The organism is Lysinibacillus sp. FSL P2-0066, from assembly GCF_037969495.1.
Lineage (GTDB): Bacteria > Bacillota > Bacilli > Bacillales_A > Planococcaceae > Lysinibacillus > Lysinibacillus boronitolerans.
Window position 1 is genome coordinate 3,587,766 of the sequence record NZ_CP150202.1, and the last position, 18,936, is coordinate 3,606,701.

Here is an 18,936-nt window from a genome sequence, read left to right on the forward strand (position 1 = left end):
CGTGCGTCGGACGGTACTTTTTTGTGATGTTCGAGAGAATACGAGCTTTTTTCATGAGTCGTTGCGCGTTTGATACTAACTTTCACGCTTTCTTTGAGTAACTGTGCATTATTTTCGGCGCACCGTATCGACCATCACTTTCTTTTTGAATGGCGCAAATACGCTCCGTAATTTTTTTGTTTTCAACTTCATACACGTTAGGTTTCTTGTGAAAAGACTGGTAATACGTACTCTTGGGTACCTTTAAAACGCGACCATTAATTGAATAGTATAATGTTCGCTTTCGTTTTCAATATGGTCAATGAGTTCTTGTTCTGTTACTTTTTCGCGAATAAGGTCATAGCCTTTTTTAAAATTTCAATCTCCTGCTTTAACCGAAGATTTTCTTTTTGGATCGAAGATACTTCCGCTGCAGTTAATTCTTCTGTACCTTCGATTGGAGAATGTAACTTAATCCATTTATAAATAGTTACTTCTGAAACACCATATTCGCTAGGCCGTTGATTGACCGATGTACCAGAGTGATAAAGCTCCACTACAGCACGAATTATTACAACTTCCCCCTATTATATTTCCCAATAATCTTAATAGTCTCATCAGCTACCCGACTGCCAAGTGTTGCATAGAGTTGTTTTTCTCCAACAATATAAAATTCTTCCTTAGCACGGGTGGCAGCAACGTTCATGATGTTGGGATCTGAAACTGCCCACGAAGCTGCTCCTTTGCTTTTTGTGTCTGCACCAAGTACTAAATACACAATTTTAGCTTCTTTTCCTTGGAATGTATGAACTGTGCCAACGTTTGTGACGCGCCCCTCTTCTCGTTGAGTAAATTGTATTTGATCTAATATCTTTATTAATTGGTTTGCTACATTGCGAAAAGGTGTAATTACGTATATCTCATTGGCTAATTCAGGCTTCTCAACTAGTTGGAATTTAATTAAATCTCTTAGCATTTCGCCTTGTTCTTTTACGTATTTATCACGCGCATTTCCTTTTACATCAATCCAAACAGCTTTTCCAATAGCCTCAGATTTTTTCTTTCCTTGTACCATCAGCCCGTTGTATGAAATTGAGTTTGAAATCGAAAACATTGGCTCATTGCATCTTCTATGAACCCATAGCGGAATTCCTACCCACTCATCTTCATTTTTGAAATAACCGAATTGACTGGCAGCGTCGGTTAACGTTTGGGTTGATGCATCAGATGAAACATATCTCTCATCGACAAGATAATGTTGTCCAATTAAATTTAAAACGTTTGAGTCTAATGTTAAGACTGGTTTAATTTGTGATGGATCGCCGACAACTACTATTTTTCTGCTTCTAAAAATTGCGCCAACGCTTGCTTGTGGAAGTGCTTGTCCAGCCTCATCGATAAATAAATAGCCCAGACTATTTTCATCTAGTGCATTAAACATGCGGCTAAAGCTTGCAAAGGTTGTGCTAATGATTGGGACTGCGAAATTAATCCATTGCCAGGCTTCTCTCACAATAATTTGTCCGGTTACTCTACCAGCATATTCACCTTGTTTTTTCCAAATAATCGCTGCCGCATTTAAGTTTTTTACGTTGTCGTATAAAAACTGTTTACGTACTTTTAAAGCTAATATAAAAAGCTTAGTTTGTATGTCACGAAATTTTTCAGTAAACCATGGATTCGATTTTTGTAAATCTTCATAAGCTAAATCAAATTGTATACCTTTTATATTATGCCCCTTTAGCTCCATTTCTAAATCACGAATTTGTTCTCTAATTTTATTTAATTTATCCATTTCATTATTTAACCAATTATTGAATTCAGCAACTTTCATTTGTTTCTCATTTGTTAGTTTTAGTAATAAATTTTTTGTAGTATTCATACTCTGTTCATTTTTTCCCTTGAGCTTTAAAAGGTTGCTTCGTTTCAAAATCAATTGTTGTAACTCTTCATTTGCTTCATTTAATTGTTTAAAATAACGATTAATTTTAGCTCTAAAAAATAATCTCTGTAACCAAATAAAGCTCGGTTTTTGAGATTGGATCACCTCGAAATTTCTTTCAGCCTGCGCTCGAGTGAAGTCTAAATCTTCTACTTGGTGATAATATGAATGATGATTATTACTTAGATTGTTTAATTCCTCTTCAAGCGCATCGATTTTTCCTGAAACCTCATTTACAAACAAATCTAAATCTTGCTTTTTTGCTTGCTCTTTAATTTTTAGGTCTTGTTCTTTCTGAGCTAATTCAGGCTTTAGGTTGCGAAGCTTGTAAATTTTTTCACTCAGCTGTTGAATCTTTTGTCTTTCATAGCTTGCTTTTTGGTACATAACTTTAAACTCTTCATAAATTTTTGGTTCGGGAGTATAATTTTCCTTTAAATCTTTTATGATAGATTCTATTGTTAGCATTAATTGTTCCATATTCGAAGCTTTGCCACCCTCTAAAGAGAACGTCCCCCAGTTTTCATGACCTTTAAAGGTAGATTTAATTTCAAACGTATTACCACTAAACTTTTTCTCTAAATGGCAGTTTGAAATGTGAGTGAAATAATTTACATTTTTTATGGCCTCAATAAATTCTTTATCGATTTCTTTGATTTTCGGTAGCTCATTTACAATATTTTGAACGGCACCGTTATTGGAGCTAGCTACAATAATATTTTTTTCGGAAATCGTTTTTGGTAAACTACCAAATTTGGCAGTTTTATAATATATAATAGTTGGCTTGACACTTTTCTTTGAACTCGAAACTATTTCAATGGCTTGTTGAACAATTAAATCCGCGAATATGTCTTTTAATAGTGTTGTTTTTCCAGTACCGGGTGGACCATTTACACTTATAATTTTATTTTTATCATTCAACGCTAAATTAACTGCAGCTTGTTGCATAAAGGAGAGAGCAAATGAAGTATTACTTGGAAATCTACCTAATGGATAATATTTTGGTTGCAGAACAGTTTCCTCAAAAATTGTGGGATTAAAAAAGGCTGAATGTTTATTACTATCTAGATTATATTTCGTTCCGCTAAACCCTTTTATATATTGATTTAAATTGTCGTTATTCAGTAGCTTCGCTCGGTTTAAATCTGCTATAAAAAAAGAATGTAAGTTTACATCACCATTTTCGATATCCGTTAAATATTTGAAGCGAAAATTATCCGGTGTCACATTATATCGAATAAATAATTCATAAAACATTGCATTAAAATTTTCTTCAAATCTGCGGCTCAAAATTTCCTTAAATTCATTTTCAACTTTTCGTAAATCTTCGGGCAATTCCCCTTTATTACGAATGTAACCACTGATTGTTAAAAATAAATAATCCTCTAAAAATTCCATTTCATGATTGAAATAAAGAGCAATCGTAAATTTTTCAGATTTTGCGATGTCTTCATCTGTTTTTTTTATTTTATATTTTTCCCTTAAAATATCTACAACTTCCTCAAAATCAAAAATCCCAAAATACATTACAACACCCGATTTAATAAATCTCTTCTCAGAAAGGTGACTTTTTCTTTTCTGTCTATCAATATATTCTATAAAAAATCTTTTCCAATCTGGTGCAGGTCCATATAGCAAATCAAACGTTTTATCTTTTTTACTAATAGAACCTTCTGATAGCTGTTCTATAGTTATCCATGCATCCAATATATTACGATTATTATTCATCTTTAAACTCACCTATAAGAAAATTTTAATATCTCTCTTTATTGATTCGACTATATGATGAATTTCCCTCTTGTTTGTTTTCTAGCATTTCCTCTTAATACCTAATTCGTAAATTTGATTGTGTAATATCAAAATTTATTTTTTGCTAGCACATTAAAATTCCACTTCAATTTTTGAAATTATTTCGTTCAATTTAAATTTTGATGGTTGTTCCCAAAAGCGAGAGGGTAATTCTTTCTTTCAAATCTAGTAATTATTTTGCAATCTATATTTTTATCTTTTATTATCTGAACGAATTTTCTGCAATATTAAAGCTTATAAACGGGCTAATAATAATTGTATTTTCTTCACAAATTTCTATATATTTAAATAACTCTTGCTCTAAATTATTTATTAATAGATCCATCTTCTTCATCCCTTTAGTTTTTATATGTATATTTTACTATAAATCCCATATAAAAAATTAACTAATTAATTTTTTATGTTAAAGATCCAACTAGCAGAAAACAAAAGGAATAGAGTAACTCTTGTCATACGCAAGAATTTGCACTTTTTTTCAAACTCGAACTTATTATCCTTTTTGTTTGGCTAGCATCATTTTTTGTTTCACTAATCTAGCTCGTGTTTTTTCTAACTGATTAAAATAACCCTGCAAATTAAGTGATACATCTGGACATAGTTCATATAGCTTCATTTTTTTAAGCTTGAAAATTAATAACTCTTTATCAATATCTTTAATCGAACGAATTATTTCATTAATTTCTTCGCGTACACCCTTAACTTCAACTAATCGTAATTCTCGCTGTTTTTCTGAGATCACTTTTTTCGCTTTATCAATTTCATTGTGTTTAATTAATGTAAGAACAATATGAATAATCTCGAACTTATTCATTTTCAGCAATAGCCTCTATAATCATTCTTTCAAATGTTTCAGCAGCAATTTTTTTTGATTCTAAATCTAAGTCTTTATTCATTAAAATCGGTGCCAATTTTCCTAAAATACCACTCACAATTTCACCTTTTGATACGATTGTCTTACGGTTTTCATTTAAAGTGGCCACTTCACGATTTGTTTCTGCTTTAAAACGTCGAATTTCTGCATCCATTTCTAGCACTTTCGCTTTACTAGTTTGACGGACAGAAATGATATCAACGATTTTGCTACCAACCTTCACCAAATCCGTAACTGTTTCGACTTTCTTCATATTTAACTCATGGTTATTATTAATTTGTATTTTTTCTAGTTCATTATCTTGTTTTTGTGATGTTGCAACATTACCATCAATTATTTCACCTTTATAAACAACTTCTTCTAAATCTAAACTTCTACGACGATTACTCATATCATTAACCCCTTGTCATCTTATCTAATAAGTGTTGTATATCTTCGATTTCTTGGTGCCAAACGTCTATTTCTTCTACTTCAAGAGTATTATGCAATTGATCAAAAGTTGCAATCAACTCTTCAAAACACTCATTCACCATCTCAATATTTGTTTGACATAATTCTTCCATATCATTTTGTACATCTTTTAATGTATTCTGTTGCCAAGCATTAAGTCCTTTTTGCACATCTTTTATTAAACGACCTTGCCAACGATTTGCCTCAAGTACATAGAAAAGTCCTTCAAGTGTTATTGTTACTGCAATCGTTAAATTACGGGTAGAGGTAGCTCCAATTTTCTTTAAAAATTTCGCTAATTGGTTATATTGATCACGTGTAAATTTTTTACCAAATAATCCTCCAGCTTTTTTCATTACCTTTTTCCCTAAGTTTGCAACACCAGCTCCAGCTCCACCACGACCACCAAAATTCGATAAGAAGGATTTTAATATGGTATCAGTTGTTCTTGTCGCAATTTTTTTCGAGAAACCTTGAAGAATTGGCTCAAATTCACTTGATATTATTTCAATATTTTTTTTAAAATCAATAAACGCTTGGTTAATCAATTCATTTAATTTGTCATTTAAAATTGTTATTTCCTGATCTAAATAATCCGTAATTTTTCTACGTTCTAACTTTTCATAACGCGGCATTAAATGAGCGCTTGTATAACCGATACATTCTTCAGCAGAATTCCATTTATTCGCTTTTTTTATTTCAAGAGAAATGGTATGATGCATTTGATTATTTGAAATTTCAAAAAGGCGCGGTAAATTTGCTTCAATCTTGTTAAATGTTTTATTAATTAACTCATACGCTTCCTTTTGTTTATATTTTAATTCTGCTATTTCATGTTGCGCTTGTTGAATAGATTCATCGGACAAACGAACCCCTACAACTTTCTTTTGCCATTCTAACTGAATATCTTGGAGTAATTGAATTTGAAAGTTTAACAATACTGCATTTATGCGTTGTTGACGTTCTTGCGATTGAATTTCTTTACGAACCGCTTCCCATAAATCCGGCACTTGTGGTAACTTTACTTCATTACCCGGGATTGATTGTACAATAAAATGTTGGATGTCTTCATGTAACAAATCTTTGGCATAGTTAACAATTTCCTTTATACGGCCGTTGTCACTTGTAATACCCTCTGGTACTCGATTAATGACTAAAAAGAACGTCAAATCATCTTGCAAATAATTAGAAATATATTGCAGAAATTCGGCATCCGCTTCACCTATCCCTACGCGATAATTTATTACATAAATAATGGCATCACTATTCGGAACAAATTGTGTCAATACTTCTTCATGTTTATCATGTATGGAGCCATATCCTGGAGTATCGAATAACCTCATTCCTTGAAGGTGACAAGGCATTGTTGGTATATGTAAGCGAAGACGTAGTACATCCTCACTCGATTTTAAACATTGTTCATGAAAATGCTCATCTGTCAATTTGCGTAATTTCGCATTTTTTAATATCGCATACGGGGTAATTTTTTCATCAATGTCATATTCATATAATTCAACAATTGTTCCCGTGGTTGGTCTTGCAGAAGTATAAATTACTTCTTGTCCCAATAAACCATTCAATAGTGAGGATTTTCCTGAACTCGTTTCTCCTAACATTGTGACAAAGCTTTCAGGATAATCTACACGTTCTTGTAAAAGCTTAAACATTGTTGAGAAGGATTCATTTTGAAGTTTATTCACAAAAGGTTGAATTCTGCTCATATTTTCTTGTAAATTCATGTCATCCCTCCAACGATTGTACAAATGCTAAATCATCCTCTAACGCTTTCTTTTTCGCTTTGTACTCATCAATTTCAATAAAGCGTATTTCACGCAATTCTTCATATGCTTTTTCAAGCATATCCGCTTGCTTCTCTGTAATAGATTCAATTGTTTCTTCTATATGTAAAATAAAGTCACGTAAGTTCTCTTTTAGAGAATTTTCTAGTTTTCTCGCAAAATCTTGGATTTTTGGTTCTAATTCATTCATAGTTGTATGTTGTCTATTTTCTTGTACATATTTTTTGGATTTACTACCGATAAAAGTACCGATTATACCAATTGCCGCACCAGCTATCCATCCTACAGGATTAGAAGCAAGTAATATCGTTCCAATACCTACACCAAGAGAAATTACTGTAGATATTGATTTTTCTACTTTAAGTTTTTGTTTTTTATTAAACTCATCAAAGTTAACAAATTGTCCATCTGGCTGTTGAATTTGGATTGAATCGTAATAACTTTGAACCTCCAACTTTAAGTCTGTCATTTTTTCAATAAATTGTTCCATAAAATCATCAGCAATATCTTTTTGGCTGTCTTGAAAAGCTGTTGCTAAGCGATCTCCATCTACTACATTCGATTTTACAACTCTGTGCATCAATGTACGTAAATCCTCTTTATGTTTTTGTGCTTCGGATTCAATCCAAGATGTCAATTGCCGTTCTTCTTTACGTAACATTCGCTTTAATTCACGTAATACTTTATTATTTTCTTCTAACTTTTCTTGCATAATGACTTCTTGCTCATGTAAAAATTCATAATGCTCTTCCGGACCTTTATCATACAGCTTTATTCCTTCTTGAATTACTTCTTTTACATCTATAATTGCCTGTCGTTCTAAATTGTTTTTTTCATCATTAATCATAGAGCGCCAGTTACTTGTAACTTCCGATATAAACGTTTGAAATGCTGGAATTCCTGAAGCATCAATTTGCTGCTGATTTTCAGTTAACTTTCCAGTTAAAGCGCCATAAACATTAATAATTCGAATATCTAAATAATCATTCATTTTATAAAATTTTTGAATTTCATTTAAAATATAAGCATTATGCTCTTTCCCATCTTCTACTTCAGCATTCGCCTCGTCATTCCATTTATTTTGAACAAACCAAGCTTTTGATAACTTTGGCCAAACTATTTTTAAAAAGTTAGCTTCATTTTTTAAGATTGGTGGAACACTACGAATCATAAAAATCGCGGCTGATAATTTTTCTATGTAATCCATTGTCGTCTTTACATTGCTTGGTGTTAAGCTACCAACACCGGGTAAATCTACAAAAACAACACCATTTTGAAGTAATTCATGCTTTTTGAATACTTGAATAATCTTTACTTGCTTTTCATTTCCAGGATTGTAGCTATTATGTACATATTGTTCAATCTCTTTATGATGTCTGACAGTAATCGGGCTTTTATCCTCGAAGTGAACAACTATTTTTTCATCACCATAACGAATTTCCACTGGTACACAAGTGGTTTCATCGGCATCTACTGGTAAAATATAATCATCCATTAACAATGCGTTTAAAAAGCTACTTTTTCCCGTTCCTTGAATCCCTAAAACTGGAATATAAAATTCATCTTGTTGTTGATTTGTTAATTTGTGCTGTAAATTTTCGAAATACGTTAAGTTGGTAATCGGATCTTTGTTAGGTAGTACTTTATTTAAAATTGAAACAAACTTTTCATTCATTAAAATTTCTGTAGACATTAAAAATCCTCCCTTTTGGTAAACCACTTTTTATAAAATGGCAAACGCTGATAAGCTAAATCTTTTTCTAGTTCTGCTAATTTCGTTAATAAAACTTGTGTATTGATTGCCTCTAGAACTGTCGATTCCATTTGATTCATACGATTTTGAATGGCAAGAAAGGAATCTTTTTGATCAACAGATTTTAGAAGGATTTCGGTCTTACTTTCTAGGACTTCATGCTGTTTTATCATTGAATCTTGCACTATTTTCAGATTCGTCTTTTCAAATGTGCTCAATGATTGTGCTAATCCTTCATTTGCATTATTTTGTGTTGATTCTAATTTTTCAATAGTCGACGATAATTGCATCCCCATTTTTTCACAAAAAATAGTCATCTCTTCACGAAGATTCGTCAAAATAGCATGTGATTGCGCTGAAAAGTTTTGTTGTTCTTCATTAAACATTCGCTGTTGTTGCAATTTTTGTTCATCTAATTGAACTAGCAACTCGTTAAAACTTTCCTCTTTTTGAGCTAGTTTTGTTGTGACATTTTCAAGTAATTGTAGTTCATCTTTTATTTGCTTTAAAATCCCATCTGAATTAGTCATAAACTCTTCTTTAACAACAGCTAGTTTTGTTGTAAATTCATCTATTAAATGAGAATTTTTATTTTTAAAATGGTCCAATCCTTTTTGAAAAAATTGTGTGTTTTGTTGTTCAAATTCATTAAATATATTGGAAATTTCTTTTTGAATCGTTTCAAGTTGTCCATTTTGTAGAGTTTGTAATGCTTCCATTTGGGCTTTATATTGCTTTTCTAATTTCGTTACGCCACGCAAAGTATCTTCTACATCACGTGAAATTCTAGTAATTGGCTTTATAGACGAAGCGATTTCATCTCTCATATTTTCTATTTCTACTTGTACTGTTTCGTTAATTTGTTGTATTTGGCTCGCTTGATTATTGATTGATTTTTCTATACTAGAAGAAAAGCTTGTTTGAATACTTTGCATTATGCTTTCTTCTAACTCTGACATTATATCTTTAGTTGATTCATCTATTTCAATCATTACTGATTTTGTCATATGATATTTACTCCCTTTCTTTTGGATACGGCATTAATATATTGTTTATAGGCAAAAGCAATATGTGATGAACTTAATAAATAAGGCATTTTCTTTTCGATTGTATTCGTTAATTTTGTTAGATGATGTACTTTCGTATCAGCATGATCCAACTCTAGATGGATTAATGAAAATAGAGGACTTTGATCGTTAATTAATCGATAACCATTGTTAAATATCGGCATACTTTTTATATCATCAAACATTTCTGCAGCTTCCTCATATGCATCACTTTCAATGAATTCAACAAAGGATTGCATGACAAGATTGCATAGCACTTTTTTTTTCTTTAGTTCTGCTACAACTTTGCTTTTCATAATTTGTGACTTCGCTTGTCCAACTTGTACAATATTAGCCAATAAATAAACATTAAAATTTGATTGCCCCATCCAATCTATCAATTTCTGTGGGTGTGTTGTAAGGGCATTTTCATAGACAATACAATATTGTCGCAATATTACAACACCTTTTTTCTTTAATTCTAAAAAGTTTTGATTATTTAACATCACTGAAGGATAGCGTTGTATGAACTGAACTAAACTATACTCATCCCATCCAATTATTAAAGTTTTATTGTAATTTTGTATCTCTTTATTAGCGTTTTGTACATGATTAAAGCATGTATGATAAATATTATTAACAAAAAACTTACTCATTTTATAAAGGGAATACGTTGTTGGTTCAATGGGCATTTTCACCATTTTTCCAGAATGCATTATTGGTTTATCATGCTTAATTTTTTTTGCAAATTGTTGAATTTTCACTTCATTAGCCTTTAAGTCAATTTCTAATTGCTTAATAAGCTGTCGGATATTACCGAGAACAAAAGATATATTCTTCAAATTTTGACGCGCTTGCTCTTTCTCTTGAATCGCAAACTTTTTATCTTCTAATAGTCGCTGTAAACTATCAATTGCTGCCTTTAACTGATTTGCCCATTCATCCATTTTCTGAGTTAATACATCTTGCATTATATAGCTGAGGCTTCTTAAATTTTGACTTATCTGCTGTTTATCAAGAATATCAACATCATAATAAACCGTTTCATAACCCCAATCTTTTTTGAATAGGCCGCCTACTAGGCGTTTTGCCCCTCCAATAATCCCATCTGATTTTACTTGTTTTGATTCCTGTTTCTTTTTGGAATTAATTTCAAAATATTGGGTATTGCGATAAGTAATCTTTTGAGAAACCAATCCGCGCAATAGTTCATTTAAATCTGTACCACTTAATTGGAATAATTTCTCTATTTCTTTGTGTTTTGACTTTATAACCTCTATAAAATCAATTTCAAAATTGTTCATTTGTTTTTTTGTTGCTGATATCGTACGTTCAGCATAAATAAAATCTGTATCATTTATGGATTGAATATTTCGAATTTGACCTTCAACATGATTATTGAACTTTAAAAATTGTTCTTTCAAATGATTTTTTTGACTTACGAGTATGTTATTGGCTTGCTCCATCATTTGTAAATCTTTATCAATTTGTTCCTTTAGATTCTTAATCTCGCGCTCAAAAGTAACTTGATTTCCAGATAATTTTTCTTCCTCTAGTAAAATCGTTTGCATTTGTTGAACTAATGCAAGTCCCCTTGTTTTAAATAATTGGGGGCCCATTTTTTCACAATACGACTCAACCATATGGATTAAGTGATATAACTGAGATTGTTCCAATTTTTTAGGATTTCTCTCATTTCTCGCATCTACAGCCCGTTTAGCAGATAATTGAACAATTTGAACAATTTCATGTAGTGATAGATCTACCTTATCTAAGATACGTTTTGTACGTTCAATATGTTCATTCGCTATTTGTTCACGCGTCTTTTCAATTACTCCATTAACACCGATTTTTGGTTCAATAGAGTCGAGCATATTTTGAACAATAATCATTGGCTTAAACTGATTTTTAATTTGCTCTAAAATACGGTGCGTAGTTGCATCTGAATTTGATTTCAACGTCACGACATATAAGCAAAGATCAATTGTAGGTAATAATGTAGATAACGTAAGCTCTTCATGACGCTCAAATCCATAAGCATCTAAACCGGGACTATCAATAATTTGAATATTTTTTGCCAAAAGAAAATATTTTGACTCTACATGAATTTCTTTTACCTTATATTTATTTTCTGTATTATTATGTTCATCTCCATATTTTTCAAGGGCTGTTTTAATATTTTTTTCATCAACCTCTTCCGTTTTACCATTTTCAAAAAATATTTTTGCTTTTGTTCGTTCACCCTTTGAACAAATTATTATTGATCCTGAACTTGGACGAACAGCTGTCGGCAAAATTTTGTCTCCTAAAAGAGCATTTAATAATGTAGATTTGCCACTACTCGTCACCCCAATCAAACCAATCCGTATTGATTCGTCCTCCCACCTTACTAATTTATGATTTAATTCCTTAATATGAGGAAGGAAATATTTCGAAAACTCTTCATTTTCATTAAAAAGTGCTAGTAATTTATCTATGTATTGTTTTTCACTCATATTTTTCCCTACTATCCCAAATATTTTACAGATAAAGTAATTATACTATGTATTAATATATCTGATTTAAAAAATACTTCATTATTGCAATAAATAGAATAAATTGATTTTGAATGATAAAAGGCATGTTTTGAATTCGAAAGTCAAAACATACCTCTATTTAATATATCAACAGGTTACTTTTCTTAATTATTTTTCAAACGAATTTATGCGTTATACAAGTAAAACGAACTATCCACTTACTTTAGATGCTTTCGCTAAATCATAAGCATAACGTACTAAAGAGATACCTCTTTGTACGAGATCATCCTCGATTAAGTTTTCTTCATACACTTTTAAATCCTTAATAATTTCCTCATCACCATTAAATGTCCAATAGCCTTCAGAAATATCAAAATTTATTGCAACTCTTGTTGTCAATTTACTTTTCTCACTCAGACGAACTGCTGAAGTATCATAAGAACATATATTATTATCATTAATTTCCGCGATGACAGCATCGTAGAAAGGATTAATATGGTCTGCTTGAAGATTCACACCTGTTAAACGTTCGATAGAAAATTTATCTTCATCTTCATACACAAACAATAATTTACTTCCACGTAAAATTGTTGGATATTTAACAAAGTAATAAGCCCAATGTGTTACTGACCATTCGTTATTATTTTCAATAATATAATTTAGTTTTTCCATAACAGATGAATTTGGAGCTGCAATTAATAGTTCATAAAACTTTGTGAACAGATCCGATAAATCATTATTATTTGTCCATAAAAATTCTCGATAATAAGTTCCTCCAAATACATAGCGTGGCCCCAGATTACTCCAACCAATTTGAATACCATAGTCTTCAATTGTCAGCATAGCTCTCGAAATTAAGTTATCTGGGAGTTGAATTAACTCTTTTGTATATTGAACTGTTTCTTTAGGATATCTTTTTAATATAGGTACAAGCTGATGAACAGCACCTTTAAAAGTTGGCATATCTTCTAATTCAAATAGCAAATTCTTTAATTCAGGATGTTCCTTAATAATTTTTGCTTTTTCTTGCTCCTGCTTCCAACTATTATCAGCAAAACCCTCTACACTATCAAAAGTAAGAATTACGTCATAAATAGGTTTACCAGTTTCTATTAATTGATCAATAGTTTTAAAAATTGGACCCAAAGAATCAAAACGTAAGTTGCTATTTAATTGACCATTATTCACTTGTCGAATTCGTTGAACTAAATTACGTATGACACGTAATGTATCTAGTAAATCAGATTCTTGACCATGAATTTTCTTTTGAATAATCGTATACAGATAGATACGTTCATTTAATCCAAAATTTAGCTTCTTATTAACGCAAGCATCAAATAATTGTTTATTTGAGGTGAACAATGGTAAACTTTCAGCAATTTCAGTAAAAGTTTTATGAATTTCACTTTTACTTTTCCATAGTGATAATACATTGAAAAGAAATGCAACATTCTCTTGTTTACTATAAATTTCTTTTAAATTAGATTGCTTTACAAAAGGCTCAGGGAATATTCGTTGGTTTCTCATCCTGATATCCTTAATTGCAATAGATGTAGTTATAAAACTAAATATCTCTATAAAAGCATTATCTATTGTATAATCCTCACTTTTGTATTCCCAAAGTAAATCAGTCCATTCTTTCTCTAACTTGAATGAGAAGTCTTTGCTTCTATCTTTAAAACCTGCTTCCTCTAGTATTTGTTCGAATTGTGCTTTGAAATTTTCGAATGTTGATAAAGGCTTACCTCGCGCATTCATTTTAATATATAGTTCTTCACCTAAACCGAATTTTTCTAACTCTAAAAAATGAAAAGTAATTGGACATTCTTCACTAATGATGAGTGGAATTACATTTAATTCAATGTCTTGATACTTCTCATGTATTGCATCTAACATTACAAGCATTGCCTGTACAGTAGGATCCTGAAGCCATTGATATTGAAACCACTTTTTTTCAATAAGCATTTCTGAAAATCTTTCATTCCTTATTTCATCAAAAAGCAGATCTTCTTGTACTAAAGCTGCAGTGAAATCACGGGCGCTAATACGGGTTTCATAAGAAAATCTCGATAAAGTTCCCATTATATTCACGTTTTCCTTTATACTAAAATACCAGTATAAAAGAAAGAGAGTGGTTAATCTTTGTTGTCCATCAATAGGAATTAGTATCTTATCTTCTTCATCATCAGTAACAGTTCCATATACAAAGTCGAAATCAACAAATCTCTTTCTCTCAATTGCTTCCTTCAAATGTTCTAATAATAAGTTTCGAATATCTGTTGAACGTTCATCAATACGCCCTTGTGCATAATCACGTTGTACAAGTGGTATTTTAACTTTATACTCATTAATTAACTCCCAAAACGTTATCATTATAATCCTCCTTATCCAGTCTAAAACGAAGATAGTACTTCATTAATCGCTTCAATATAATCATTTCGGTCTTGTTCTGTCCAAAGTTGAAAATTATCTACTTTTTTGCTGTAATACTTCATAAATGCATTACGAGTACAAATTGGTATAAAACTTCCTTCTTTATCATACTCTTTCAATCTTTTATATTTCACTGGATAAAAGTGATTACTTAATGCACTATTGGTTCCCCGATCTAATAATACTAAGTTCTCTAAGCCATGAATATTGGAACCAAATTGCTTTTCAGTTTCTTCCAAAACTTCGTTAAATAGTTTATTAAATTGCTCTTTATTGAGTTTTTTATCTTGGTAACTTCCTTTTAGCGAATTAATTAATTCTTTGTATTTGAACTGATCATCTAGATTTTCTAATTGATTTAGCGTATAAATTGCATCGTCAATCCATGCCAACCACTGCTCTCTCGTTACTAGACCTTCTGTATTTTGAGCGTGGATATGTTCAATGCTCCATCTTTCTTTTATATAACGATCAAATGGAAATCTTGCCTCATCATTTTTTTGTTTCAATGTTGTAATAATATTGAATAGTAATAAAACTTTTTTTATCTGTGTATTGTCTCGACCACCATAACTCAAATCCTCTATGGAAATATTGGATATTTCATCTTTTACTTCCTTTTTCAATTTTTGTCGGAAATCCTGTTTTTCAAGGATTTTATCACTATCATATAGTTCCATGTAATTTGTGATTGATTTATAATGCGTTAAGTAACCTAAATAGTGATATAATTCTCTATCTTCATACCATTCTTGAAATCTAGCTAAGTAAGATTTAATCATTAACCAGACATTTTGAAAGTCTTCTTCTTTTTGAAACTGATAAAATGTATAGAAAGGATCATGGTGTTTATTCGTAACATTTTTTGTATAGATATCAAATAAAAATTCAATTCGGTTTGTATAATTTTTTGTAGGTTGAATAAAGTACCATAAACGATCTTGTCTAAGGTTCCGTTCAATCTGATCCCATTCATTAGCAAGTTCAAATTTTTGATTATCTTGCGTTTTAGACAGAATCAATGCTTTAATTAATTCTGCATTTGTTAATGGTATCTTTCCAATATTCAAACGGCTAAAAACTTCACGTGCTTCAATTGCAACAGGAACTTCATACCAGATAACCTTCACTGTTTCCCCCAGTGCAATTAAAAACTTTTGTCTTAAAGTCCTCCTATTCTCTCTAGGTTGTTGAAACCATTCATCAATAGTTAAATACGCTTGTTTAAAAAAGTGAAAATCAATATTTTTCTCAACCTTCTCTTCCTCAATCTCCTTCTGAATTTTCAGTATAAACTCGTTACTATCTGGTCGGGTCTCATATGTTAGTTGATATGGTTCTTCATTCAGGTATTTTAGGATTAATGCAATTGTTGTTAGGCGTTGCTGACCATCTATCACTTCATAAATAGGTAAGTCATTTTTTCCTTCTTCAATCTTTCGTACAACAATTGGTTGTAAGCAGTAAAATTCTGATTGACCTGATGCAAAATCATCCACCATGAAATTATAAATATCATCTAACAAATTTTGCACCTGTTGTTTGTCCCAACGATATCCTCTTTGATATGAGGGGATAAAAAACGAAGCTGTTTCTAATAATTCGTTAATTGTTTTGAGTGTTATTGTATTTTCCACAACTGAATTCTCCTTATTTTTAGCCTTTTTTCTCTACCTACTGTCATTGTTTTAAAAAGTAATTTAGTTTTCCAGTTCTTCTAGATACTTGTCCCTGTTTATCAATTCCTTAAATCGTTACTTTTTTTTAAAAGTTCATTTCAAAATGGATAAATGGTAAAAAAGCATATGAAGCTACCCAACCCTTATTCAAGAGGTTAGCTTTCATATGCCCTATTTGTATTCATTCATCGAACACGCGCCCCGCATATAACGGAATTCTTACTCTTAAAACATTACACTATACTCACCCTATGGAGGTAATTACAAAATTGCTAAGTTTGTCTAGTAATCTAGAAGTTCAGCTAGTGCTGTTCTTGATAGAAGTTACTAGTTTGCTTGTTGAGGTTCTAAATATTTATAACCTTGACAAGCGTGAAACTAACACTTCTGCAACTATTTTCACAGAACAATTACATTATCCTATTTTATTAAATATAAAGCAAATTTTACATTCTCAACAATAAAACTCCAATTTTTCAATCACTATTCTTTTAGCAATTCCGTAATCACTTGTATTAAACTCACCAATACGTTTTTTTAGTTGCTGATAAATCGCTTGATGAATATTCCTCGTTAGCCAGCCAATATTATCAACATCATTATCCAACTGGAAATCGTAGCGAACTGGTAATTCTCTCCCTTTTTTATCTAATTTACTTTGTACAAAGAAATCTTCAATTTTTATATTTAGCCATGTAATGTACTCTTTTCTTAGACCTTGTGCCTTTAAATAGTCTTCACCTTCTGAATAATTTACTTGAATATTTTCATTAGCTTGTGCTTCATTCTTTTCAATTAGCATTTGTGCTTCTTCCTCTGAAATTGTTCCTTCTTCTTGTAATCTATGGATTCGTTCTATTTGAGCCTTTAAATTATTTACCACTTCATCATTCGTAGCTTTTTTGGCCGCTAAATATCGATCAAATCCGTCAGTTGAAAATGAATCTTCATTTCCAATTCCTTTAGAAGAGTATTTTGTGACACTTCCTAATTGCTGTGGAACTACTACTAGAATATCTTCATCAATATCTATTTTAGACTTCCTAGAAGATGACCTTGCCTCTACAAACCCCATCTCTTCTAGCATATTAATTTGGACACTCATACTTTCTCTTTGGGATTTAATCACTTCTGAAAAGGATTTTTGCTGTTTGTAATACTCCCACAACTTTTCAAGCCCCAGTTCCTTGTGATATATGACATTACAAAAGTTATCTAATTCGGAATTAGCATTATGAATTTTTCTTAAGCCCCTACCTATCGCTTGAGCATATGGCGTCAATGATTTAAATGGTCTAAATATAGAAATTATAGAAATATCCGGATTATTATAACCCTCTCCTAGCATTTGAATACTAACCATCACATCATATTTACCTTGTGCAAAATCTGTTAAACGAATATCGTTCTCTCTTTCATTATTAGAGTTAGTACTTACATAGGTTGCAGTTAAACCTGCTTCATTAAACCATCGGCAAATTGATTGGGCATGTTCGTCATTACAAGTAACTGCTAACACGCGATGGTTAGGATAACTTTTTCTTTTATCTATTAATACTTGCTTTGTTTGTTGAATGATTTGTTTGGAACAAACTTCTGACAATGCTACGGATTTGTTTATCCAGTCATTATTTAATTTCTGCTTTGCTTCTTCTAACGTCAATTTTTGACCAGTTTCATTATGGACAAATTCTAATTCTCCTGGGATTTCAACTTCTTTTATTACATCTTTTAATAATCCATCTTTAATAGCTTCACCTAATGTATATTCATAAATTGGATCCAATGGATTGTTTGTAATCTCTTGTTTATCTGCTCTAAACGGGGTAGCAGTTAACTTAATTACTTTTGATGCTTTAAAATATGCCAATGCCTCTTGCCACATAGGAGCTGCAACATGATGAGCTTCATCAATGATAATCATATCGAAAAAATTCTCATCAACTAAATTCATTAAGTTAACTTCATCACTACTGCTGTTTATTCGATGGATATTAGTAATAACTATATCTGCTTCTTTTAGCTTTCGAATAGCAATACTTCTTTCCTGTTCACTACCCTTTTTAAAACCTTGATATAGTAAAGCTTTCGGAAGTCGATCTGACTTTAAAACAACGTTATGTTTATACAAAAATGAATTTTGAGGATTAAACACTGTATCAAATTCATCAAAAACCGTTCTTCTAACAACTTTTCCTGGAGTAATTAATAGTACTTTTCCTTTACAATTAGCAAAAGGTAGAATAGACATTAAACCAGTTTTACCAGATCCAGTAGGCATAACAACTAACACTTCTCTTTTTTCAAATTCCGGAAATTGTTCGTAATAATTTTGAACGGCCTGATATGCATCAATTTGAGCTTGATATAGTTTGCTATTTTCTATAATGTTTGCGTAAGTAGAATTAAAAATTACCATAATATACCTCCTCTTTAATCCTATAATACCATATTTATACCTTTATATATTATATTGTTTTAAAATTCCCAACTTTCTGCTTTGCAATAACGAACAAAGGTTTTATATAATCTTAGATTAATAAAAAGCAAGGGAAAATCCCCAACTCATGAAGTGACTCACACTGTCACTTTATTAGAGTTGGGGGTTTTTTGCCTTGAGTAAATTCATATTAATAAAACGTTAAACAATCAGTAAAAT

Annotated in this window: 11 protein-coding genes; all 11 read right to left on the bottom strand. The window is 31.2% G+C overall.

Annotated elements, in window-relative coordinates:
• Positions 1-317: 317 nt before the first annotated feature.
• The 11 genes from MKZ14_RS17910 to MKZ14_RS17960 all read right to left on the bottom strand — a co-directional run bounded on the left by MKZ14_RS17910 (position 318) and on the right by MKZ14_RS17960 (position 18,696).
• Positions 318-536, bottom strand: a complete 219-nt coding sequence (locus tag MKZ14_RS17910; protein ID WP_339280279.1) for a transposase — start codon at positions 534-536, stop codon at positions 318-320.
• 14 nt (positions 537-550) lie between these two features.
• Positions 551-3,649, bottom strand: coding sequence for an AAA domain-containing protein (locus tag MKZ14_RS17915; RefSeq protein WP_339280280.1), 3,099 nt, complete (start codon positions 3,647-3,649; stop codon positions 551-553).
• 571 nt (positions 3,650-4,220) lie between these two features.
• Positions 4,221-4,541, bottom strand: a complete 321-nt coding sequence (locus MKZ14_RS17920) for a hypothetical protein (RefSeq protein ID WP_339280281.1) — start codon at positions 4,539-4,541, stop codon at positions 4,221-4,223.
• Positions 4,534-4,992 (bottom strand): hypothetical protein, encoded by a 459-nt coding sequence (locus tag MKZ14_RS17925; protein WP_339280282.1) that lies wholly within the window; start codon positions 4,990-4,992, stop codon positions 4,534-4,536. Before MKZ14_RS17925 ends, MKZ14_RS17920 begins: the two co-directional genes overlap by 8 nt.
• Before the next feature lie 4 nt (positions 4,993-4,996).
• Complete coding sequence (locus tag MKZ14_RS17930) at positions 4,997-6,790, bottom strand: dynamin family protein (RefSeq protein WP_339280283.1); 1,794 nt, start codon at positions 6,788-6,790, stop codon at positions 4,997-4,999.
• 1 nt (position 6,791) lies between these two features.
• Positions 6,792-8,543 (bottom strand): dynamin family protein, encoded by a 1,752-nt coding sequence (locus tag MKZ14_RS17935; RefSeq protein ID WP_339280284.1) that lies wholly within the window; start codon positions 8,541-8,543, stop codon positions 6,792-6,794.
• Positions 8,543-9,610: a hypothetical protein gene (locus tag MKZ14_RS17940; protein WP_339280285.1), complete on the bottom strand. Its 1,068-nt coding sequence runs from the start codon at positions 9,608-9,610 to the stop codon at positions 8,543-8,545. The genes MKZ14_RS17935 and MKZ14_RS17940 overlap by 1 nt, the downstream gene beginning before the upstream one ends.
• Positions 9,607-12,144, bottom strand: coding sequence for a dynamin family protein (locus tag MKZ14_RS17945; protein WP_339280286.1), 2,538 nt, complete (start codon positions 12,142-12,144; stop codon positions 9,607-9,609). Before MKZ14_RS17945 ends, MKZ14_RS17940 begins: the two co-directional genes overlap by 4 nt.
• Positions 12,145-12,375: 231 nt before the next feature.
• Positions 12,376-14,538, bottom strand: a complete 2,163-nt coding sequence (locus MKZ14_RS17950; protein WP_339280287.1) for a DUF262 domain-containing protein — start codon at positions 14,536-14,538, stop codon at positions 12,376-12,378.
• Between the two features lie 20 nt (positions 14,539-14,558).
• Positions 14,559-16,235: a DUF262 domain-containing protein gene (locus MKZ14_RS17955; protein WP_339280288.1), complete on the bottom strand. Its 1,677-nt coding sequence runs from the start codon at positions 16,233-16,235 to the stop codon at positions 14,559-14,561.
• A 496-nt stretch (positions 16,236-16,731) separates the two neighbouring features.
• Positions 16,732-18,696 (bottom strand): DEAD/DEAH box helicase family protein, encoded by a 1,965-nt coding sequence (locus tag MKZ14_RS17960; protein ID WP_339280289.1) that lies wholly within the window; start codon positions 18,694-18,696, stop codon positions 16,732-16,734.
• Positions 18,697-18,936: the final 240 nt, after the last annotated feature.

Coding starts and splice junctions, on each gene's coding strand:
- MKZ14_RS17925 (WP_339280282.1), bottom strand. CDS start 4,992: ATGAGTAATCGTCGTAGAAGTTTAGATTTAGAAGAAGTTGTTTATAAA.
- MKZ14_RS17920 (WP_339280281.1), bottom strand. CDS start 4,541: ATGAATAAGTTCGAGATTATTCATATTGTTCTTACATTAATTAAACAC.
- MKZ14_RS17945 (WP_339280286.1), bottom strand. CDS start 12,144: ATGAGTGAAAAACAATACATAGATAAATTACTAGCACTTTTTAATGAA.
- MKZ14_RS17935 (WP_339280284.1), bottom strand. CDS start 8,543: ATGTCTACAGAAATTTTAATGAATGAAAAGTTTGTTTCAATTTTAAAT.
- MKZ14_RS17940 (WP_339280285.1), bottom strand. CDS start 9,610: ATGACAAAATCAGTAATGATTGAAATAGATGAATCAACTAAAGATATA.
- MKZ14_RS17960 (WP_339280289.1), bottom strand. CDS start 18,696: ATGGTAATTTTTAATTCTACTTACGCAAACATTATAGAAAATAGCAAA.
- MKZ14_RS17915 (WP_339280280.1), bottom strand. CDS start 3,649: ATGAATAATAATCGTAATATATTGGATGCATGGATAACTATAGAACAG.
- MKZ14_RS17930 (WP_339280283.1), bottom strand. CDS start 6,790: ATGAATTTACAAGAAAATATGAGCAGAATTCAACCTTTTGTGAATAAA.
- MKZ14_RS17950 (WP_339280287.1), bottom strand. CDS start 14,538: ATGATAACGTTTTGGGAGTTAATTAATGAGTATAAAGTTAAAATACCA.